This is a genomic window from Rhodanobacter sp. Col0626, assembly GCF_049994385.1.
GTDB lineage: Bacteria > Pseudomonadota > Gammaproteobacteria > Xanthomonadales > Rhodanobacteraceae > Rhodanobacter.
On the sequence record NZ_CP188260.1, the window covers coordinates 532,153 to 553,193 of the forward strand.

The 21,041-nt window shown below is 64.4% G+C and carries 19 protein-coding genes; 10 read left to right on the forward strand and 9 right to left on the reverse strand.

Annotated features, from left to right (window positions below):
- Positions 1 to 11 precede the first annotated feature (11 nt).
- On the reverse strand, positions 12 to 1,028 hold the full coding sequence (glk, locus tag ACPPVV_RS02150) for a glucokinase (RefSeq protein ID WP_426701839.1): 1,017 nt from the start codon (positions 1,026 to 1,028) through the stop codon (positions 12 to 14).
- A 197-nt stretch (positions 1,029 to 1,225) separates the two neighbouring features.
- Between glk and hemB the strand changes: the two genes are divergently transcribed.
- The 3 genes from hemB (at position 1,226) to pyrC (ending at position 4,596) form a co-directional block, all read left to right on the forward strand.
- Positions 1,226 to 2,218, forward strand: a complete 993-nt coding sequence (hemB, locus tag ACPPVV_RS02155; protein ID WP_426701840.1) for a porphobilinogen synthase — start codon at positions 1,226 to 1,228, stop codon at positions 2,216 to 2,218.
- A 57-nt stretch (positions 2,219 to 2,275) separates the two neighbouring features.
- Positions 2,276 to 2,974, forward strand: coding sequence for a hypothetical protein (locus tag ACPPVV_RS02160; protein WP_426701841.1), 699 nt, complete (start codon positions 2,276 to 2,278; stop codon positions 2,972 to 2,974).
- Positions 2,975 to 3,543: 569 nt separating this feature from the next.
- A complete protein-coding gene (gene pyrC, locus ACPPVV_RS02165; protein WP_426701842.1) occupies positions 3,544 to 4,596 on the forward strand; it encodes a dihydroorotase in 1,053 nt (350 codons plus the stop codon).
- Positions 4,597 to 4,622: 26 nt separating this feature from the next.
- Here the strand turns inward: pyrC and ACPPVV_RS02170 are convergent, their stop codons facing one another.
- From ACPPVV_RS02170 to ACPPVV_RS02180, 3 genes are read right to left on the reverse strand one after another with little or no spacing between them, the layout of a single operon-like run.
- Positions 4,623 to 5,003, reverse strand: a complete 381-nt coding sequence (locus tag ACPPVV_RS02170; protein WP_426701843.1) for a tautomerase family protein — start codon at positions 5,001 to 5,003, stop codon at positions 4,623 to 4,625.
- Between the two features lie 26 nt (positions 5,004 to 5,029).
- A complete protein-coding gene (locus ACPPVV_RS02175) occupies positions 5,030 to 5,602 on the reverse strand; it encodes a DUF4865 family protein (protein WP_426701844.1) in 573 nt (190 codons plus the stop codon).
- Complete coding sequence (locus tag ACPPVV_RS02180; protein WP_426701845.1) at positions 5,599 to 5,925, reverse strand: carboxymuconolactone decarboxylase family protein; 327 nt, start codon at positions 5,923 to 5,925, stop codon at positions 5,599 to 5,601. Before ACPPVV_RS02180 ends, ACPPVV_RS02175 begins: the two co-directional genes overlap by 4 nt.
- Positions 5,926 to 6,035: 110 nt before the next feature.
- Here ACPPVV_RS02180 and ACPPVV_RS02185 point away from each other — a divergent pair, with 110 nt between their 5' ends.
- Complete coding sequence (locus ACPPVV_RS02185; protein ID WP_426701846.1) at positions 6,036 to 6,968, forward strand: LysR substrate-binding domain-containing protein; 933 nt, start codon at positions 6,036 to 6,038, stop codon at positions 6,966 to 6,968.
- A 26-nt stretch (positions 6,969 to 6,994) separates the two neighbouring features.
- Here ACPPVV_RS02185 and ACPPVV_RS02190 read toward each other — a convergent pair whose 3' ends face one another.
- The 4 genes from ACPPVV_RS02190 to trxA form a co-directional block, all read right to left on the reverse strand.
- On the reverse strand, positions 6,995 to 8,362 hold the full coding sequence (locus ACPPVV_RS02190) for a glutamate--cysteine ligase (protein ID WP_426701847.1): 1,368 nt from the start codon (positions 8,360 to 8,362) through the stop codon (positions 6,995 to 6,997).
- A 170-nt stretch (positions 8,363 to 8,532) separates the two neighbouring features.
- Positions 8,533 to 10,296, reverse strand: coding sequence for a LysM peptidoglycan-binding domain-containing protein (locus ACPPVV_RS02195; RefSeq protein WP_426701848.1), 1,764 nt, complete (start codon positions 10,294 to 10,296; stop codon positions 8,533 to 8,535).
- Positions 10,297 to 10,454: 158 nt separating this feature from the next.
- Entirely contained in the window at positions 10,455 to 12,290 is a 1,836-nt protein-coding gene (rho, locus tag ACPPVV_RS02200; protein WP_426701849.1) for a transcription termination factor Rho, read from the reverse strand.
- Positions 12,291 to 12,476: 186 nt separating this feature from the next.
- Positions 12,477 to 12,803, reverse strand: coding sequence for a thioredoxin TrxA (gene trxA / locus ACPPVV_RS02205; RefSeq protein ID WP_426701850.1), 327 nt, complete (start codon positions 12,801 to 12,803; stop codon positions 12,477 to 12,479).
- 400 nt (positions 12,804 to 13,203) lie between these two features.
- Between trxA and ACPPVV_RS02210 the strand changes: the two genes are divergently transcribed.
- The 6 genes from ACPPVV_RS02210 to rpoH all read left to right on the forward strand — a co-directional run bounded on the left by ACPPVV_RS02210 (position 13,204) and on the right by rpoH (position 19,465).
- Positions 13,204 to 14,940 carry a DEAD/DEAH box helicase gene (locus ACPPVV_RS02210; RefSeq protein ID WP_426701851.1) on the forward strand — a complete coding sequence of 579 codons (1,737 nt, stop codon included), beginning with the start codon at positions 13,204 to 13,206 and terminating at the stop codon, positions 14,938 to 14,940.
- A gap of 122 nt (positions 14,941 to 15,062) precedes the next feature.
- A complete protein-coding gene (ftsE, locus tag ACPPVV_RS02215; RefSeq protein ID WP_426701852.1) occupies positions 15,063 to 15,740 on the forward strand; it encodes a cell division ATP-binding protein FtsE in 678 nt (225 codons plus the stop codon).
- Positions 15,737 to 16,720 (forward strand): permease-like cell division protein FtsX, encoded by a 984-nt coding sequence (ftsX, locus tag ACPPVV_RS02220; protein ID WP_426701853.1) that lies wholly within the window; start codon positions 15,737 to 15,739, stop codon positions 16,718 to 16,720. The genes ftsE and ftsX overlap by 4 nt, the downstream gene beginning before the upstream one ends.
- Before the next feature lie 137 nt (positions 16,721 to 16,857).
- Positions 16,858 to 17,700 carry a response regulator gene (locus ACPPVV_RS02225; protein ID WP_426701854.1) on the forward strand — a complete coding sequence of 281 codons (843 nt, stop codon included), beginning with the start codon at positions 16,858 to 16,860 and terminating at the stop codon, positions 17,698 to 17,700.
- Positions 17,697 to 18,428, forward strand: a complete 732-nt coding sequence (gene ung / locus ACPPVV_RS02230; protein WP_426701855.1) for a uracil-DNA glycosylase — start codon at positions 17,697 to 17,699, stop codon at positions 18,426 to 18,428. Before ACPPVV_RS02225 ends, ung begins: the two co-directional genes overlap by 4 nt.
- A gap of 173 nt (positions 18,429 to 18,601) precedes the next feature.
- The gene (gene rpoH, locus ACPPVV_RS02235; protein ID WP_426701856.1) at positions 18,602 to 19,465 is read left to right on the forward strand and encodes an RNA polymerase sigma factor RpoH; all 864 of its coding nucleotides are present in this window, start codon (positions 18,602 to 18,604) and stop codon (positions 19,463 to 19,465) included.
- Positions 19,466 to 19,611: 146 nt separating this feature from the next.
- On the opposite strand, the gene ACPPVV_RS02240 is transcribed toward rpoH, so the two are convergent.
- Positions 19,612 to 21,015, reverse strand: a complete 1,404-nt coding sequence (locus ACPPVV_RS02240) for a S41 family peptidase (RefSeq protein ID WP_426701857.1) — start codon at positions 21,013 to 21,015, stop codon at positions 19,612 to 19,614.
- Between the last annotated feature and the right edge of the window lie 26 nt (positions 21,016 to 21,041).

Genomic DNA, 21,041 nt, shown 5'->3' on the forward strand with positions numbered 1-21,041 from the left:
GACGCGCCGTATCAGCCGCGCGACAGCAACGGCCGTCCGGACTCCAGTATGGCCAGCGCTGCGGCACCGAGCAGGCCCGGCTCGGGATTCATGATCGCTTGGGTCGGTACTTTTTCCATGATGTCGCGAAAGCGGCCCTTGGCTTCGAACCGCTCGCGGAATCCACCACGCTCCAGCCATGGCAACAGGATCGGAATCAGGCCGCCGGTAAGGTAGACGCCATCCCAGGCGCCCAGCGTGAGCACGAGATCGCCGGCGACACTGCCGAAGATGCCGGCGAACGTTTCCACGGTGCGCGTGCACAGGGGACAACCGTCGTCCTTGGCACGCGCGGTGATGTCCTCGGGCTTGAGGTCGTCGGGCTTGGCGCCGACGATGTGGCAGATCGCGTCGTAGAGGTTCACCAGGCCCTGGCCGCAGATCAGCCGCTCGTTGGAGACGCGGCCGTATTTGTGGTTGAGGTAATCGAGGATCGCGATGTCCTCCGGCGTGTGCGCGGCGAAGCCGGCGTGGCCACCTTCGGTCTGCAGCACGCTGCAGTGGCCGCCGCGCACCAGCAGGCCGCCGACGCCAAGGCCGGTACCGGGCCCGACGATCGCGAACGTCTGCTCGTCCTCGGCACCGATCACCGGCCGCGCCACCGTGCCCACGTCGACCAGGTCGTCGCCCCGCAACAGGGTGACCGCCATGCTCTGCGCCGCGAAATCGTTGACCAGGTGCACATACTCCAGACCCAGCGCGCTGGCCGTCTGGTGGGCCGAAATCGCCCAAGGATTGTTGGTGACCTTGACCGTCTCGCCGTCGACGATGCGGCCGGCAGCGGCCACGATGGCGCGGTGTACTGTCAGCCCGGTGTCATCCAGGTATTGCCTTGCGGTCGAGACCAGCGAGTCGTGTTCGGCTACGCGGTAACGACGGATGCTGTCGTTGATCAGCGCTCTGTCACGCGATGGATCGGCCACTCCGAAACGGACATTGGTGCCACCGAGATCAACGAGCAAGGTGGGAGCACTGCGGGACTGGCTCATGAAACTTCCTGACGGCGTGGAACGCCAAGCCTGCCGACGTCACGCCGGTTAGTCCAGTCTTTTGCTGACCGTACGGCGCAGAATGTGCGATGACCCGGGCAACCGGTCGGCACGCAGGCCGTGGCAAAGTGTCCGTCGGCGACGGGAGCGTCGCGCAGCGGCGTAAAATATCCCGATATTGCCCACGAGACCCCGCCATGAGCTTCCCCGCCATCCGCATGCGCCGCATGCGTCGCGATGCCTTCTCCCGTGCGCTGATGCGCGAGCACACCCTGCTGTCCAGCGACCTCATCATGGTGGCATTCGTGATCGAGGGTGAAGGCCGGCGCGAAGCGGTGCCGTCGATGCCGGGCGTGGATCGGCTGTCGATCGATGAGCTGCTGAAGCTGGCCGGCGAATGCGTGAAACTCGGCATTCCCGCGCTGGCGCTGTTTCCGTCGCCGGGTTCGTCGGTGAAGAGTGAGGACGCCGCCGAAGCGTGGAATCCCGACGGCCTGATGCAGCGCGCCACCCGCGCATTGAAGGCGAAGCACCCCGAGCTGGGCCTGATCGGTGACGTGGCGCTCGACCCCTACACCACCCACGGCCAGGACGGCCTGATCGACGACAGCGGCTACGTGATGAACGAGCCCACCGTCGAGGCGCTGATCAAGATGTCGCTGGCGCAGGCCGATGCTGGCATGGATTTCGTGGCCCCTTCGGACATGATGGATGGACGCATCGGTTCAATCCGCGACGCGCTGGAAGAGGCCGGCCACATCCACACCCGCATCCTCGCCTACTCGGCGAAATACGCCTCCGCGTTCTACGGGCCATTCCGCGACGCGGTCGGCTCCTCGGCCAACCTCGGCAAGGGCAACAAGCACACCTACCAGATGGACGTCGGCAACAGCGACGAAGCCCTGCACGAAGTCGAGCTCGACATTGCCGAAGGCGCCGACGCGGTGATGGTGAAGCCGGGCATGCCGTACCTCGACGTGTTGCGGCGGGTGAAGGACACGTTCGGCGTGCCTACCTTCGTCTATCAGGTCAGCGGCGAGTACGCGATGCTGAAAGCCGCCTCGCAGAATGGATGGCTGGACGAGAAAGCGGTGGTGCTGGAATCGCTCACGGCGTTCAAGCGGGCGGGAGCGGATGCGATTCTTACTTATTACGCGATTGATGCGGCGCGTTGGTTGCGAGAGGAATGAGGTGCCATCTTCGCCTTGGGGTGCGACACGTCGCGACGCCATCGATATGAGTGATGCATGAGTACGATTCTTCGGCTTTCCCATCCGGCTTCGCTCAACAAGTTCTATCACGTTCCTGCCGATAGGACGCATTGGCAGGATGGTGATTACAGGAAGCTGAAGACCGCCGGCTGGACACCAGCCCGTGCGCCGGCATCGTTTGGATGTCAGACGGCTGCGCTGCAGAAAAATTCGGCAGTCGGCCTGGAAAGGCAATACGGGATCTACGTGCTCGGTTTCACGGTGCCAAGCCCTGCTCTTTACGTTGGCATCGCTGCGCGGTCACGAGTTCCTGAGGGAATAGACACGCGCCTTCGCAAGCATCGGATCAAAGTGACAGGGTCGCACGTGGGATCGGCTCCCGACCGGAGCGGCGTAAACCATACAAGGCAATGGCGCGAATTTGCACCCGAAAGGTATCGCCACTTCGCGACAACGGGATGCTACGACGACCTGGATGACGCGATGCTTCTCACGGGAGATATTGAGGGTCTGGAAGATATTGGTGACCACAAGAAAGTATGTGAATACTTCGAGCACATGTTGGTCAACGACGTACGCTATTTCGAAATACTTACGCGGGCATTGCTTGGTGTCGCAGCCGATGAGGTGTTTCGTTTGAACAGTGGCAAAGGCGGTCGTGGTCAGACACCAGCCGTCCCAGGTATAGATTTCTGGGGAAGCTCCACCGAATGGATATCGGGTCAGTTGCCATAGCGTGTCATGGTGCTTCGTGTAAGCAAGAGCTTTCGTCTGCCTGCGGCAGCCGAGTTACTTTCTCTTTGCGTGGCCAAAGAGAAAGATAACCAAAGAGAAAGGCCACCCCGTTTTGGCGCTTGCCGGGCATCCTGCCCGGCAAGTCCGTGAGCCGGGGTCGGGCTTTTCGACCGGACTCCTGTCCGGGCGAAAAGGCATCGACATCCTTGTCGATGCCCGCTGCGCGGCCTGTCGACTCCGACTCACCGCCGCACAGGGGCCCCGGGTAGAGCAGCGGGCCATCGTGGCCCGCACTCGGTGGAAAGCTGAGAGGCAAAAGCAAAAGCAAAAGCAAAAGACGAGAGCGCGGCATCGCGCGTAGATTTACTGTCCGCTTTTGATCTGACTCTTATGAAAAGTACGCGCAGGATGCGCGTTGCTCTACTGGGGACCCTCTAGAGAAAGGGCCTCGCCCTCCATTAGGACGACGAAAGCTCTTGCTCTTGAAGGCAAACCATTACGGGGGAACAACCGATGCGTGCCCGCGCGATACCATTGCCATCTCAGATCGCAATTCGAGTCCACCATCCATGTCCCCCACGCGCCTAGAAATCATCCGTCCCGACGACTGGCATCTGCATCTTCGCGACGGCGATGCGCTGGCCTCGGTCATCGCCCATACCGCGCAGCGATTCGCACGCGCCATCGTGATGCCGAACTTGAAGCCGCCGGTCACGACAGTTGCGCAGGCCGAAGATTATCGTCAGCGGATTCTTGCAAGCCTGCCGGCGGGCATGCGCTTCCAGCCGCTGATGACGCTGTACCTCACCGAGAACACGCCGGTCGAGGAGATCGCCCGCGCCAAGGCCAGCGACAGCGTGTTCGCGGTGAAGTATTACCCGGCCGGCGCCACCACCAATTCCGATTCCGGCGTGCGCGAGCTGTCGGGGGTTTATCGCGTGATCGAGGCGATGGAGAAGCACGAGCTGCCCTTGCTGCTGCATGGCGAGGTCACCGATCCGGACATCGACATCTTCGATCGCGAGCGGGTTTTCATCGAGCGCCACCTGCTGCCGTTGCAAGCGCGCTTCCCGGCCCTGCGCATGGTGCTGGAACACATCACCACGCGCGACGCGGTCGATTTCGTCAGTAGCGCGCCGGCCCATGTCGGCGCCACCATCACCGCACATCACCTGCTGCTCAACCGCAATGCGCTGTTCGAGGGCGGCATTCGCCCGCACAACTACTGCGCGCCGATCCTCAAGCGCGAGACGCATCGCGCGGCGCTGCTGCAGGCAGCCATCAGCGGCAATCCACACTTTTTCCTGGGCACGGACAGCGCACCGCATCCGCGTGAAGCGAAGGAAACGGACTGCGGCTGCGCGGGTCTCTACACCGCCCATGCGGCGCTGGAGCTGTATGCGGAGGCGTTCGATCAGGCGGGTCGGCTGGATCGGCTCGAAGCGTTCGCCAGCTTCCACGGTCCGGACTTTTACCGCTTGCCGCGCAACACGGATCGCATCGCGATCGAGCGCACGTCGTGGATCGTTCCGGATGCCTATCCGCTGGCCGGATCCACCTGCAAACCGATGCGGGCGGGCGAATCGGTCGCCTGGTCAATCGTGGAAACGACGTCGTCCTGAGTGGACCTTTTCGCCGGGAGCGAAGCTCAGGCGTACTGTGCGATTCCGTTGCCGAATGACCAGTTCTCCTTCGTCACCTCGACCAGGTTGATGAACAGGTCTTCGGGACGCAGTCCCGGGTCGGCGGAGAGTTTCTCCGCCATGCTTCGGTATAGCGCCTGTTTCTGTTCCACCGTGCGACCGCTGTTGCAGGTGATCTGCACGATCACCAGATCGTCGCTGCGGGCGATGCCGAGATAGTTCGGGTCGCAATCGAATTCGTCGGCGTCGTGCTGGCTGACCAGGATGAAGCGGTCGTTTTCCGGTACGTTGAAGGTTTCGCGCATGGCCTGGTACACGCCGTTGCGCAAGGCGGCGAGCTGGGCGGGCGACTTGCCGCGGCGCAGGGCGATACGAACGAGGGGCATGGGTTTCTCCTTGGTTGGATGGTGGTTCAGCGCACAGCGCCGGGTTGCGAGACGTGGCCGACGCTGTAGGCCTGGCGATCTCCATGGGCGAAGTCGGCGCGGGGTTTGGGCCAGAGGCGAAAGCGCAGCAGGGTCCAGCCGGTCGGTTCGAAGGCGCTGACTGCGGCGAGCGCGCCACGATCCATATCGTCGTGTGCGGCGGCAGCTTCCGCGCGGCGGCAGGCATCCAGTGTGCTATAGGGTGGCAGCGCAATGATGTCGCGTGTGGCACAGGTTGCCGCGGAAAGATCCGCCGCCAGTTCCGCCTGCCATACCGACCAGGTGCGTATCGACGGCCAGCCGAACGACTGCGTGAGCGCAGCAAAACCGGCACCGCCGAGGAACTCATTCATGCCTTCGCCGTCGCGCCATAGATAGAACGGTGCGTAGAGATTCTCGCGGCCGGGCAGTCGTGTGTCATGGCGATCGGCATACAGATACGCCTTGAAACGCAGGTGCGGGAAGTCGTCCAGCAAGTGGCCTTTTTCCGCGATGCGGTTACGGATGATCGTCATGTCGTAGTCGGCCGGCAGGGTGAAGCCGTATTGCATCGCGATCATGGCGCAACCGCCTCGTCGAGCGCGCGCAGCGCCGATACCGCCGAGGCGGCGCAGGGCCAGCCGGCGTAGAACGCGAGATGGGTGACCAGCTCGGCCAGTTCGTCGCGACTGATCCCGTTGTCGCGGGCGCGGCGCAGGTGGAACGGCAACTGTTCGCCACGGTTCAGTGCCACCAGCGCGGCCACGGTGGCAAGGCTGCGCTCACGCGGCGACAGCTGCGGTCGTCGCCAGACGTCGCCGAACAGTACCTGGTCGGTGAGTTCGGCGAGTTTCGGAGCGATGTCGGCCATGCTCTGCCGGTCGATGTCAGGTATGGCATTCATGCGGTGCTCCGTAGCGCGATGGTGTTGACGGAAGCTACCGTAGCGCGCCAAGCTCATGCCGAAAATCGGGAAATATCGAAAGATAGGTCCCAAAAAACAGGACGATTAACATGCGCCGCATCAGTTTCGATCTCGACAACCTGCGCAGCTTCGTCACGGGGGTCGAACTGGGCAGTTTCGCCAAAGCGGCCGACCGGCTCGACCGCTCGACTTCGGCGGTCAGCGCGCAGCTGAAAAAGCTGGAGGAGCAAGCCGGTACGCCGCTGTTGCGCCGGGCCGGTCGCGGCATGGCCCTGACCGATGCCGGCGAGGTGATGCTGGGTTATGCGAGGCGCCTGCTGGAGCTCAACGACGAGGCGGCCACCGCGCTGCGCGGCGGTGAACTGGAAGGTGGGATCCGGCTGGGCCTGCAAGAGGATTTCGGCGAGACCCTGCTGCCCGAAGTGCTTGGACGTTTCGTCCGCGCCCACCCGAAGGTACGCATCGAGGCACGCATTGCACGCAATGCGGAATTGCTGGAGCGGGTCGGCGCGAACCGGCTCGATCTGGCACTGGCCTGGGAGGCTGGCGTGTCTTCGGCGCATGCCGAGCACCTTGGCACGGTGAAGATGTGCTGGATCGGTGCGGCGCAGGATCGCTTGTGCTGGCCACGTGCCGACGGCGAACCTTTGCCGCTGGTGATGCTGGAGTCGCCATGCCTGCTGCGCAGCGCGGCGATCGACGCGCTGGATCGTGCCGGCATTTCCTGGCGAATCGTGTTTACCAGCGCGAGTCTGGCCGGTGTCTGGGCGGCCGTCGCCGCCGGCCTGGGTCTCACGCTGCGTACGCCGCTCGGCTTGCCGGCCGGCGTACGGCCGCTGGATGCGGTGTCAGCGAATTTGCCGGTACCGGGCACGCTGGGCCTGGCGCTGCACCGTGCCGAGTCCGAACCGGCGCCCGCCGTGGTGCGGCTGGCTTCGATCGTTCGGCACGACCTGCTGGGATTGCTGGCTGCAGCGTCGATGGATGTCGTGCCGGCCCGGAGGCGACACGTTCGCCGCTGAGTTGCCTCCGGCGGATGCGCAGTCGCTCAGTATGCGAATTCGCGGAATGCCGGATCGACGCTGCCGTTCCACGCACCATGAAACAGTTCCAGCTTGCGTTCGGCTGGGGTCTGGTTGGCCTGCACGATCTCGATCATCGGCTCGAGGAAGATGCTTTCGTCGGCGCCATTCTTGTTGAGGCGGGCGCGGCGTTTGAGGCCATGGCCGGCGATCTTCAGCGCTTCCTCGGCAAGATCGCGCACCGTGCCGCCGCGGAACGGCAGCTTCAGTGCGTGCATGGGCACGCCATCGCGCAGGGCGTGGCGTTCCTCGCGGCTGAAATCCTTGACCAGATCCCATGCCGCATCCAGTGCCTCGTCGTCGTACAGCAGGCCGACCCAGAACGCGGGCAAGGCGCATAGCCGGTTCCACGGGCCGCCGTCGGCGCCGCGCATTTCCAGGTACTGCTTGAGGCGCACCTCGGGAAAGGCGGTGGTGAGGTGGTCGGCGAAGTCCTTCATGGTGGCGTGGGTGCCAGGCAGCAAAGACAGCTCGCCGGCCATGAATTTCTTGAAATCCTGTCCGGCCAGGTCGATGTATTTGCCGTCCTGGAAGCTGAAGTACATCGGCACGTCGAGGATGTAGTCGACGTAGCGCTCGTAACCGAAGCCGTCGGTGAAGACGAAATCGAGCATGCCAGTGCGGTCGCGATCGGTATCGGTCCAGATGTGCGAGCGATACGACAGATAGCCGTTTGGACGTCCTTCGGTGAACGGCGAATCGGCGAACAGCGCGGTGGCGATCGGCTGCAGCGCCAGGCTGGTGCGGAACTTCTTGATCATGTCCATTTCGGACGAGAAGTCCAGGTTCACCTGCACGGTGCAGGTGCGCGTCATCATGTCCAGGCCGAGCGAGCCGACCTTGGGCATGTATTCGCGCATGATCTTGTAGCGGCCCTTGGGCATCCACGGCATCTCGTCGCGACGCCACTTCGGCTGGAACCCCATGCCGAGGAAACCCAGCCCCATGCCGTCGGCGACCGAGCGCACTTCCTCCAGGTGCGAGTTCACTTCGCAGCAGGTCTGGTGGATGGTTTCCAGCGGCGCGCCGGACAGCTCCAGCTGGCCGGCCGGCTCCAGCGTGATCGAGGCCTTGTCGCGCGACAACGCGACCGGGTTTTCCCCTTCGCGTGCCACGTCCCAACCGTAGCGGGTAGCCAGCGTCTCCAGCAGCAGCTTGATGCCGCGGTCACCCTCGAACGTCGGTGGGCGCAGGTCGTCGGTGCGGAAGCCGAACTTTTCGTGCTCGGTGCCGATGCGCCATGCCTCGCGCGGCTTTTCGCCGGCGGCAAGGTAATCGGTGAGTTGCTGGCGGCCCGCAATCGGGGTGCTCTTGACGGCACTGGGTATGGACACGGGCACTTACCTCGGTGGGGAGGTGGTCACTATGGGGGCGACGTCGGGCGGCGAAAAGGGGGCGCTGGAAATTGCGCCGCGCAGCCCTGGCTGATGATGCCGGCGAATGCGTCCCGCGGACAAGCGAAAGGCCGGCATGCCGGCCTTTCGCACCGTACATCCCATCTGGCTCAGCCCTGCGTGGTAACCGTCCCCGGCAGCTTCACGATGCCATTCCTGAGGTCGCCGTCGGCGCCGGTGGCGATGGTGAACAGGCGTTCGGCACTGCCGTAATCCGAACCGCCGAGGTTGCGGCCCAGCCCCAAGGCAAAATCGAACGGGCTGACGGCGTTGCCATCGTAATCCTGGGTCAGGATGCGCAAGTTGGAGTTCATGCCGCCGGAGGCGTCCAGGGCTTTTTGCGCGTCACCCATGAGCTCTTTCATTTGAGCTTCGGTGTAGGTGATCGTGACGTTCTGGCCGGCTTTGACCGGGCCATTCTTGGCGCTGTCCATATTGCCGGTCTGGGCGACGTTGATCATCTGCGCGGTGTTGTCGTCGGCCTTGATGGTGTAGGCGTAGGTGCGCTGATCCATCTGTTCGTTGCCGTTGGCGTCGAACTTCTGGCTGAGGGTCATCGGCACGTTGCCGCTGTATTGCAACTGCACGGTGCGGGTGATGCTGCCGTCGGGCTCGGTGGTGACCACGGAGTTGCCGGTGTTCTTGGCGCCATCGATGCTGAACCCGATCGGGCCCAGCTTGGCGTCGAGCTTGGCCTGCGAGGAGTAGTCGAGCTTCTCGATCGTCTGGACGCCCGAGACGCCGGTGCCGTTGTCGGTGGGCAGGTTGCCGTTGGCGACGAAGTCGTTGTACGAGGCCTTGCCTTCGGGGGTCGACAGGTCGAATTCGGCGGTCTTCAGGGTGGCGCTGCTGAGCTTGTCGTCACGGCTGAGCATGGCGCTGGCGACACCAAAGTCCACGCCGACGCCGTTGTAGGCCTGGATCGCCGCGGTGGGGCCGGCGGTGACCTTGACGGTGTTGTCGCCGGTCTTCTCGACCAGCAGGCTGGTGCCTTTCTCGTCGGTGATCTTGGTGGCTGCCGCCAGGTTCTTGAAGGTGGCCTTGAATTCGTTGGTGGTGTAGTGGGAGCCATCGATCTTGATCACGGTGCCGGTCGGCATCGAGTTCGGGTCGAACGGATTGACGGTGGCCAGGTTGGTTTTCTTGGCGGCGTCTTCCGGCATCGCCACTTCATAGGAAGCCTTGATGCCGTCGGTATGGCCGACTTCCAGGCCGGCCTGTTTGCTGCTGACGCCCGCCTTGAGCGAGATCGACGCATCGGTGGATGCGCTGTAGGTGGTGACGCCCTTGTCGGTCTTCTGGCCCACGACAACGGTGGCGTTGGCATCGATGCCGAAGCTGACACCCACGCCCTTGGAGTTCTTCACCTCCTTGCTGAACCCGGTGCCGCCGGACACCGAGACCGTGCCCTTGTCAGGATCGACACCGATGCTGCCCGAGCGGGTCTGGCCCTGGGTGGTCTTGTTGCCATTGGCGTCGGTGGTGGTGGTTTCGTTCTTGTGCGAACCACCTACCTCGGTGCTGCCATCGCTTCCGATCTTGGCGTTGGCCTCCGTGGTGCTGGAGGTGCCATTGGCCTCGGTGCCGGTCTTGGTCTCGCTCACCGGACCTTTGCCGGTGACCGAAGTCGTTCCTGCGTCGCCGCTGCTCGTCTCGGGCGTGGGCTCGGGGATGGTCAGGCGCATGCCAGCCTGGAACAGCACCGGCGGATGGATCTGCGGGTTGGCCTCATACAGGGCCTTGGACGTAACGCCGTAATCCTTGGCGATGCTGTCCAGGGTTTCGCCAGCGGTGGCGACGTGCTGCTTCGAGCCCTGCGGACCGTTTCCGTAGAACAACGGATTGTTGTTAAAGCCGACGCCGTTGACACCCATGGGCGTGCTCCTCATCGATGGATAGATGATTCGAGCCTATGGGCCCGGTGGCGCAAGGGCTATCTAGGACAAACCCGAGGCACCGTGAAACGCACCGTCCCAAACGGAAAGAGGCCGGCAATGGCCGGCCTCTCTCCTTGCTTTTCCGCTTGCGCGGATCAGCGCTTCATCGAATTGAAGAACTCGTCGTTGGACTTGGTGTTCTTCATCTTGTCGAGCATGAACTCCATGGCCGACAACTCATCCATCGGATGCAGGAGTTTGCGCAGGATCCAGATCTTGGCCAGCATGTCCGGCTCGATCAGCAGGTCTTCGCGGCGGGTGCCGGAACGGTTGATGTCGATCGCCGGGTAGACGCGTTTCTCGGAGATGCGACGGCTCAGGTGCACTTCCATGTTGCCGGTGCCCTTGAATTCCTCGTAGATCACCTCGTCCATCTTGCTGCCGGTCTCGGTCAGCGCGGTGGCGATGATGGTGAGGCTGCCGCCTTCCTCGACGTTGCGGGCAGCGCCGAAGAACCGCTTCGGCCGCTGCAGTGCGTTCGCATCCACACCGCCGGTGAGCACCTTGCCGGAGCTCGGGATCACGGTGTTGTAGGCACGCGCCAGGCGGGTGATCGAGTCGAGCAGGATGATCACGTCCTTCTTGTGCTCGACCAGGCGCTTGGCACGCTCGATCACCATTTCGGCGACCTGCACGTGGCGCACGGCCGGTTCGTCGAAGGTGGAGCTGATCACTTCGGCGCGCACGGTGCGTGCGATTTCGGTGACTTCCTCCGGGCGCTCGTCGATCAGCAGCATGATCAGGTGCGCTTCGGGATGGTTGTACTGGATGGCCTGGGCGATGTTCTGCAGCATCATCGTCTTGCCGGATTTCGGCTGGGAGACGATCAGGCCGCGCTGGCCCTTGCCGATCGGTGCGATCAGATCGAGGATGCGGCCGGTGATGTCCTCGCTGGAACCGTTGCCGCGCTCCAGCTTGAAGGCCTTGCGCGGAAACAGCGGGGTGAGGTTCTCGAACAGCATCTTGTTCTTCGACGCTTCCGGCGGATCGCCGTTGATGTCGTCGACGCGCAGCATCGCGAAGTAGCGCTCGCCTTCCTTCGGGTGACGCACGCGACCGGTGATGTAATCGCCGGTGCGCAGGTTGAAGCGGCGGATCTGGCTGGGCGACACATAGATGTCGTCCGGGCCGGCGAGGTACGACTCGTCGGCCGAGCGCAGGAAGCCGAAGCCGTCCTGCAGGATTTCCAGCACGCCTTCGGCCCAGATGCCGCCGCCGGAGCGTGCGTGCGCCTTGAGCACGTTGAAGATCACGTCCTGCTTGCGCGCGCGGGCGACACCTTCGTGCACGCCCAGCGACTCGGCGAATTCCAGCAGCTGGATCGCGTTCTTGCGCTTCAGTTCGGTGAGGTTGATCAGGCGGGTATCGCTGCCCGGATCGGCGTTGTCGTCGTCCATCGGCAGGCCGTTCGGGTTGGGCCGTGGATGGTTCTGCGGGCGACCCTGCTGCTGCGGGTTCGGGTTGCCGCCGCGCTCGTTGCGGCGACGGCGACCGCGGCCATCACGGCCTTCGCGACCGCCGTTGTTCTGATTCTGCCCCTGGTTCGGATTCTGACCTTGTGCCTGGGCCTGGTTCGGCTGGCCCTGGTTCGGGCTCGAGCTCGGCGACGGGTCCTGACTCTGCGCGGGCTGGGTGCCGGATTCACGTGGCTCCTGCGCGGCGCGCGGTGGCGATGGTTCGCGCTGGGCGGCCGGGGTCACCGGCAAACTGGCCTGGACCGGCGCGGGGGCTGGCGCCGGGGGTGTCGGGGCAGCGGGCTTGTCGGCCGGCACCGTCCTTTCGACGTTCGCCGCTTTTTCGGCATTGGCCGCGGCGATGGCAGCTGCCGTACGACGCGGAGCGCGCGGGCGCGGCTCGGATTTCGCTTCGGCAACAGGCTTGGTATCGGCGCTCTTGGCGTCGTTCGGAATTTTGTTATCGGTATCGGACACGGGCAATCCTCGCAGGGCGCCGTTGAATTACAGGAGGGAGGGTGTGCGTCGCGCGGAAGGCGCAAGGGGACAGAACTGTCCCGACGGACGCACTGAATCTAGCACCCGCGGCGTACTGGCGTAAAGCCTTGTGAGCCGGCCGTACTCAGCCGAGCCGGCTCCGCGTCGCGGGTTTGCAACGGTGGATCAGAGGGCCTTGTCGATCATCTGGGTCAGCTGACCCTTGCTGACGGCACCGATCTGGGTCGCCTCGACCTTGCCGTTCTTGAACACCATCAGGGTCGGGATGCCGCGCACGCCATAGGTTCGCGGGGTCTGCTGGTTCTGGTCGATGTTGACCTTGACGATGCGCAACTTGCCTTCGTACTGCTTGGCCAACTCGTCCAGCATCGGCGCGATCGCCTTGCATGGACCGCACCATTCCGCCCAGAAATCCAGCAACACCGGGGTATCGGACTTCAGCACCTGCTGCTCGAAGGCATCGTCGTTCACATGGGTAATCAGGTCGCTCACCGGGGATCTCCGTGGCTGGGGCAAAAACGCGTGGAATGAAAAATGGGGAGGCAAAGGCAAAAAACAAGGAGATGGCGGCCAGACAGACGCCAGCGCCGTCATCAGCTACACTCAGGCGCCCATGAAGCGCGGGTTTGGGCTGGAATCAGGCGGTGCCATGGCGGCAAGTCTTCATTCCAGCGCAACTCCGGGCACGATTCAAGGGCGGCTTGCACAGTCGCCCGTCAGACCGCCGGCAAACACGGCGTCGCCAGCCGCGGCGCGATCTTGTTGACCCTGACATTGAGCCGCTTCGCTGCGCATCGCGCACCCGTCCTGCACCGCTTTCGCGCCGGCATCCGGCGCCTGAAGCGGGTGCAGCGCATCACGCCGCCGTCAGGCCAAGGTTACCCATCCGCATATGTCACAAACCGTACTCACCGATACCTTTTTCGCCAATTTCGATTTGCAGCCGCTGCTGCAGCAGGGCCTGGACGACAGCGGCTTCACCCGCTGCACGCCGATCCAGGAAATGACCCTGCCGCTGGCATTGGGCGGTCGCGACGTCGCTGGCCAGGCACAGACCGGCACCGGCAAGACCTGTGCCTTCCTGGTCGCGCTGATGAATCGCCTGCTGACCACGCCGGCCGTCGCCGACCGCAAGGACAGCGACCCGCGCGCCCTGATCATCGCGCCGACCCGCGAGCTGGCCATCCAGATCGAAAAGGATGCCAAGGCGATCGGCCGCCACACCGGCCTGCGCGTGGCGCTGATCTACGGCGGCGTCGACTACGACAAGCAGCGTCAGCAATTGAAGGATGGCTGCGACATCATCATCGCCACCCCCGGTCGCATGCTCGATTATCACAAGCAGGGCGTGTTCAGCCTCAACAGCGTCGAAGTGATGGTGATCGACGAAGCCGATCGCATGTTCGACCTCGGTTTCATCAAGGACGTGCGCTTCATCTTCCGTCGCCTGCCGCCACGCGAGCAGCGCCAGGTGCTGCTGTTCTCCGCCACGCTCAGCCATCGCGTGCTGGAGCTGGCCTACGAGCACATGCACGAGGCCGAGAAGCTGGTGGTGGAGAGCGACAACGTCACCGCCGACAAGGTGCGCCAACTGGTCTACTTCCCGGCCAAGGAAGAGAAGATGCCGTTGCTGCTCAACCTGCTCGATCGCACCAAGCCGAGCCGCAGCATCATCTTCGTCAACACCAAGGCCGCCGCCGAGCGCATCACCGAGCGGGTGAAGCGCCATGGTTGCCGCGTCGGCGCGATCTCCGGCGACGTGCCGCAGCTGAAGCGGCAGAAACTGCTGCAGCGTTTCCAGGAGGGCCAGCTCGACATCCTGGTGGCCACCGACGTGGCCGCGCGCGGCCTGCACATTCCCGCGGTCAGCCACGTCTTCAACTACGACCTGCCGCACGAGGCCGAGGACTACGTGCACCGCATCGGCCGTACCGCCCGTCTGGGCGCGGAAGGCGACGCGATCAGCTTCGCCTGCGACCTGTATGCGATGTCGCTGCCGGATATCGAAACCTATATCGGCCAGAGCATCCCGGTGGCGCAGATGGATCCGGAACTGCTGGTGATGCCCAGGCCGCGTGAGGTCGACGCCGAGTTCGCGGCCAATGCCGCCGCCGACAGCGCCGCCTTCGGCGACGTGGTGCCGCCGCGTCCGGGCGAAAAGCCGCGTCGTTCCGGCAGTTCGAGCCGTAGTGGCGAGCGCAGCGCGGCGCGTCCGCCACGCGAGCGCAAGCCTGCCGCGGCCGTTGCTCCCGTTGTCGAGGGTGCGGCCGAGCCACCGGTCGTCGTGGCCGTGCACAAGACCGACACGACGCCGAGCGTCGATGGCGCCGCTGCCGAAGGCCCGCGCAAGCCGCGCCGTCGTCGCGGTGGCCGCAATCGCCGTCGCGAAGGCGCGCCCGCCGACATCGCCGACAACCAGAGTCAAGGTACGGTGGCTGCCGATGCCAACCGTGCGCCGCGCGGCGAGCGTCGCCCGCCGCGCGATCGCAACGTGGCCGAATCCACCGGCAGCAGCCACAACCGGCCGTCGCGGCAAGTCGCCGTGACCTCGGGCAAGCCCAGCGAACACGCCCACCCGAAGAAGCCCGGCTTGTTCCGCCGGCTCTCGAAGCTGTTCACCGGTCGTTGAGCAGGCCGATCGCCGCGGCCTGAACCGGCGGCACTCGACGAGTAGGGGAAGTCCGCACCTCGGTGCCGGCTTCCCTTATCCTTGAGCCCAGGCAGGACGGCACGCAGGTTCGGGGACACTCGGTGATCCAGTTTGATCAAGTCAGCAAACGCTATGAGGGCGGCCATGAAGCGCTCTCGCAGCTGTCATTCGAAGTGCCGACCGGCGAGATGGCCTTCGTCACCGGTCATTCCGGTGCCGGCAAAAGCACCTTGCTCAAATTGCTGGGACTGATCGAGCGCCCGTCACATGGCCTGATCAGCATGGATGGCCGGAGCTTGGCGAAGATCCGTCACAGCGGCATCCCGAAATGGCGCCGGCAGATCGGCATGGTGTTCCAGGATCACCGCCTGCTGATGGAACGCACCGTGTTCGCCAACGTCGAGCTGCCGCTTGTGATCGGCGGGATTGCCCGCGCCGAGCGCGCGCGGCGTGTGCGTGCCGCGCTGGAAAAAGTCGGCCTGCTCGCCTACGAGCGGCAACTGCCGGCCACCCTGTCCACCGGCGAACAGCAGCGCGTCGGCATTGCCCGTGCGATCGTGGCGCGGCCTACCTTGCTGATTGCCGACGAGCCGACCGGCAACCTCGATCCGCAACTGGCGGTGGAGATCATGGGCCTGTTCGCCGAATTCCAGCAGGTCGGTACCACCGTATTGATCGCCAGCCATGACCTGCCGCTGATCAAGCGCATGAAGAAGCGCGTGATCGTGCTCGACCATGGCCGGCTGGTCGCCGACCTGGCGGCGCAGGAGGTGTTGTGAATACATCCCCGGAAACCACCCGCGCGCCGGTGCCGGATGCGTCGTTGCACAACGGGCGCAGCCAGGGCAGCCGCTTCGGCAGCTGGCAGGAGCATCATGGCTGGAGCGCGGCGTCGAGCCTGCGCCGACTTGCCTCGCGTCCGCTCGGCACCTTGCTCACCATCGCGGTGATGGGGCTGGCCTTGGCGTTGCCGCTGGCCTTTTACCTGTTGCTGGGCAATGTGCAGAAGCTCGGCGATGCGCTGGGCCAGAGCCAGTCGATCAGCGTGTTCCTGCAGCCGGGCCAGTCGGCGCAACAGGCGCAACTGCTGGCCCGGCAACTGGGCGATCGTGCCGAAGTAGCCACGGTGACGGTGAAAACCCCGCAGCAAGGCATGGACGAACTGGCCAAGATGCAGGGATTTTCCGGTGCCCTGCACACGCTGGACGACAATCCCTTGCCCTACGTGCTGCAGTTGATGCCTCGCGCGGGCGCCAGCGCCGACGCACTGGTGCAATTGGTCGCCGATGCACGCGAGCTGCGTGGCGTCGACCTGGTGCAGGACAGCGGCAGTTGGCGTCAGCGACTGGATGCGTTGCTCGGTGTCGGCAACCGGGTGGTATTGATTTTGGCGCTGATGCTGGCGCTGGCGGCCCTGCTGGTGGTCGGCAACACGGTGCGGGTGGATATCGCCAGTCGCAGCGAGGAGATCGGCGTATTGCTGCTGGTCGGTGCCAGCAGCGCGTTCGTGCGCCGGCCGTATCTGTATGCCGGGATCTGGTATGGCCTGTTCAGCGGCATTCTTGCGGCTTTGCTCGCGGTCGTGATCGAATTTGCGCTGGCTGCGCCGGTGGCACAGCTGAGCCGGGCTTATGATGGTCAGCTGCAAGTGGGTGGGTTGCCGCTGTGGCTGTTGCTGGCGGTACCGCTCGCGGCCGCCGCGCTGGGTTGGCTGGGCGCGCGGCTGGTCAGCGCGTGGCAGCTGCGCAAGGCGGTGTGATCTTTCGATGGGGTGACGTGAATCGCAACGGCCATGCCGCTGCCGGTGCACTATCGCCAGTTGACGCGAATGCAGGGGGTTGCGTTCGCCGGTTCATTGGCCAGGGATCGCCACGGGTAAGGTGGGTAAGTTAAGGAATGAGTACAAATATCAGCAGCCGTCTGCTGACCGAGGCGCCGCGGGTACTGGTGGTCGACGGTTCGCGCGTCGTGCGACAGCTGATCACCCGCGTGCTGCAGGCCGAGTTGTTCGGCGTCGAGGTGGTCGGCTGCGGCAGTGGTGCCGATGCACAGAAGGTGCTCGGCGAAGGCGTGTTCGATTTCATCACCATCGCACTGCGCCTGCCCGACATGGACGGGCTGGCGCTGGCGAAGTTCGTGCGGGAGTCGGCGCCGCAAACCTACGTACCCATCGTGGTGGTGTCCGGCGATGTCGACGACCGGCTGCACCGACGATCGCTCGGCGAGCACGTGACCGACTATTTCGACAAGGCGCTGGGTTTCCAGGCACTGGCCGATTTCATCCGGGGTTACGTGAGCCCGCAGGCCACCGCCGAAGGCACCGTGCTGTATGTCGAGGACAGTCGCGTGGTCGCCCTGGCGACCCGCCGCATGCTGGAGAAAATCGGCCTCACGGTGCGCCATGTGATCAGCGTGGAAGATGCGCTGGCCCTGCTGGAGACGGATCGCGCGATTGGCTCGGTCGGCGCCGACGTGGTCTTGACCGACGTCAGCCTGAAGGGCGAACTGACCGGCGGCGACCTGCTCAAACATATCCGTGGCGAGTTCGGCTACGGCAAGGGCCGGTTGCCGGTGCTGGTGATGACCGGCGACGAGAATCCGGCCAACCAGGCCGCCTTGATCAAGGCAGGCGCCAACGACCTGGTCGAGAAGCCGGTCGAGGAAAGGTTGCTGGTGACCAAACTGCTGTTCCAGTTGCGCATGGCGCGACACTTGCGCGAGCACGCGGACAAGCGATGAGCGACGAGCGGGTCACGCCGGAAAGAGTCAGGCTGGAGCCGTCGTGGAAGGCGCGCATCGGCGACTATCTGCAGCGCCCGGAGATGCAGGCACTGTCGGCGTTTTTGCACACGGAGAAGCGGGCGGGCAAACGCATCTATCCACCCGGACCGGAAATCTTCGCTGCGTTCGAACACACGCCGTTCGACGCCGTGCGCGTGGTCATCCTCGGTCAGGATCCCTACCACGGTCCCGGCCAGGCCCATGGCCTGTGCTTTTCGGTGCGCCCCGGCGTGCGGGTGCCGCCGTCGCTGGACAATATTTTCAAGGAAATCCAACGCGATCTCGCCATCCCGCGGCCCGACCATGGCTGCCTCACGCCATGGGCCGATCGCGGCGTATTGCTGCTCAACAGCGTGTTGACGGTGGAAGAAGGCCGGGCCGGGTCGCATCAGGGCAAGGGTTGGGAAGGTTTCACCGACGCCGCGATCGAGGCACTCAATCGTGAGCGCGAAGGCCTGGTATTCCTGCTGTGGGGTGCGTACGCCCAGCGCAAGGGCCAGCTGATCGATGCGGACCGGCACTGCGTGCTGAATTCGGTACATCCGTCACCGCTGTCGGCCCACCGCGGTTTCCTCGGCTGCGGCCATTTTTCCACGGCCAACCGCTACCTCGAGGCCCATGGGCAGCATCCGATCGACTGGTCGCTGCCGCCGCACGCGGCGTTGCCGGGTTTCACGCCTGCTTGAATGCGGCCGCGCGATCCTCATGTCGATGCCTTCAGGCCACTGGACAAGGGCTGTCTATATCTGTACCATTGGGTTCATTAAAGCTCGGAACGCATCCGGGCTGAACCAATCGGAGCTTTAGCACTCCAACCACCCGAGTGCTAAACTTTGATGTCATTCAGGAGGTTCCACCCATGTCTCAAGCCTTGGTGACCGCCAACTTTCCGCTACCGAGCGTAGTGGGCAGTCTGGATGCCTATATTTCTGCGGTCCACCGCATCCCGGTGCTGAGCTCGGAAGAAGAGCAGGCGCTGTCGCGCGATTTCCTCGAAGACGCCAACCTGGCCGCGGCGAAGAAGCTGGTGATGTCGCACCTTCGCTTCGTGGTGCATGTGGCGCGTGGCTACAACGGCTACGGCCTGCAGCTGGCCGACCTGATCCAGGAAGGCAACATCGGCCTGATGAAGGCGGTCAAGCGTTTCGACCCGGACCAGGGCGTGCGCCTGGTCAGCTTTGCGGTGCACTGGATCCGTGCCGAGATGCACGAGTTCATCCTCAAGAACTGGCGCATCGTGAAGGTCGCCACCACCAAGGCGCAGCGCAAGCTGTTCTTCAACCTGCGCAAGAGCAAGAAGCGCCTGGGCTGGATGAATGCCGCGGAAGTGAAAAAGGTGGCGCTGGACCTGGGCGTGCCCGAAGCGACGGTGCGCGAGATGGAATCGCGTCTGTCCGGTCGCGACATCGGTTTTGAGGCTCCCGCCGATGCCGATGACGATGCCAAGCCCGCGCCGGCGGCGTTCCTGATCGACGATGGTGCCGATCCGTACGAGAACGTGTCCGACGAAGACTACGCCGACAACCAGATGCAGACGCTGACCGATGCGTTGAGCCACCTGGACAAGCGCTCGCGCGACATCATTCAGCGCCGCTGGCTGGACGATGACAACAAGGCCACGCTGCAGGATCTGGCCGATGAGTACGGCGTATCGGCCGAGCGCATCCGTCAGGTGGAAGCGAACGCGATGAAGAAGATGCGCGGCCTGTTCGCCACCGCCTGAGCGAGTTGTTTACATCGCGCGATCAGCAACGGCCCCGCAAGGGGCCGTTTGCGTGTGGGCCGCGATGACTTCCAGGTGCGCGCCCCGCCGGTGTCCGGATTCGACCTTGACGGCACTTACCGGCGGGCGTGAACCGCGGCGGCGTTTCAGCGCCGCACCGCGCCGGGCTGGCGGAGCGCCATGCCCTTGAGCACATTCAGTGCCTGCGACAGCGCGTAGTCGCTGGTGGCCAGCTTGCCGTCGGCAGCGCTACCGTCGTCGTTGATGTCGTTGCCGGTCTTGGCGTGCTCGTTGGCCAGGTGGTTTGGCAGGTCGGCTTCGGAACTGATCAGCACCGGGCCGCTATCGGACTTGTTCACCGTGAGGTCGGCCAGCGCGATGTCCGGCTTGATGCCTTCGGCCTGGATCGAGGTGCCGTTCGGCGTGTAGTAGCGTGCGGTGGTGATCTTCACCGCGTGGTCGGCGTCCAGCGGCAGCACGGTTTGCACCACGCCCTTGCCGAACGTGCGCTGGCCCATGGTCAAGGCGCGGTGGTTGTCCTTCAGTGCGCCGGAGACGATTTCCGCCGCCGAGGCGGTGCCGTTGTTGGTCAGCACGATCATCGGCGCGCCGTGGAGCTGGTCGCCGGGGTGTGCGTTGAAGGCCATGTTGGAGTCCTGCAGCCGGCCACGGGTCGTGACGATGGTGCCGGTATCGAGGAAGTCGTCGCTGACGCCCACCGCCGCGGTGAGCAGGCCGCCGGGGTTGTTGCGCAGATCCAGCACCGCACCCTTTTGCGCGCCGCTCTTCTTGATCAGGTCGCCGAGCTTTCGCTCGAGGTCATCGGTGGTGTCGTCCTGGAACTGGCTGATCCGCAGGTAGGCGTAACCGGGCTCCAGCTCGCGCACCTTGACGCTGCTGACCGCGATATTTTCGCGTAACAGGTTCAGGTCGATCAGCTTGTCGCTGTTCTGGTGCACGATGGTCAACGCGATCTTGCTGCCGGGCTTGCCGCGCAGTTGCTTGAACATGTCGTCGACGTTCTGCGGATCGATCAGCGTGCCGTTGATCTTGACGATGCCGTCGCCCGGCTTGATGCCGGCGCGCGACGCCGGGGTGTCGTCGATCGGCGAGACGATGCGCAGGCCGCCGTCGACCTGCAACACCTCGATGCCAAGGCCGCTGTACTGGCCGGTGGTGTCCTCGTTGAGCTGGGCCAGGCCGTCCTTGTCGAGATACTCGCTGTGCGGATCGAGCCCGCTGAGCATGCCGGTGATGGCCGCCTTCATCAGGGTCTTGTTGTCGACTTTTTCCACATAGGCCTGACGCACCACTTCGTAGACCCGGCTGAAATTCCGGATGTCGTCCAGGCTTACCTGGTCGGCGGTGGAGCTGGCGCTGGCCGGTGCGCCGGCGCTGCTGTTGGTGGCGGGAAGATCGACCGGTGGCGCCACCGCGCTGGTCGCGGCGGCCGGCGTGTCCTGCGCGTGAGCGCCGGGCATCGCCAGCCATGGCAGGGCCAGCAGCAGGGTGGTCAGGCCGATCGTGGGGCCGCGGGTGGAAAGACGCATGGGGTGACTCCGTACAACAACGCGGC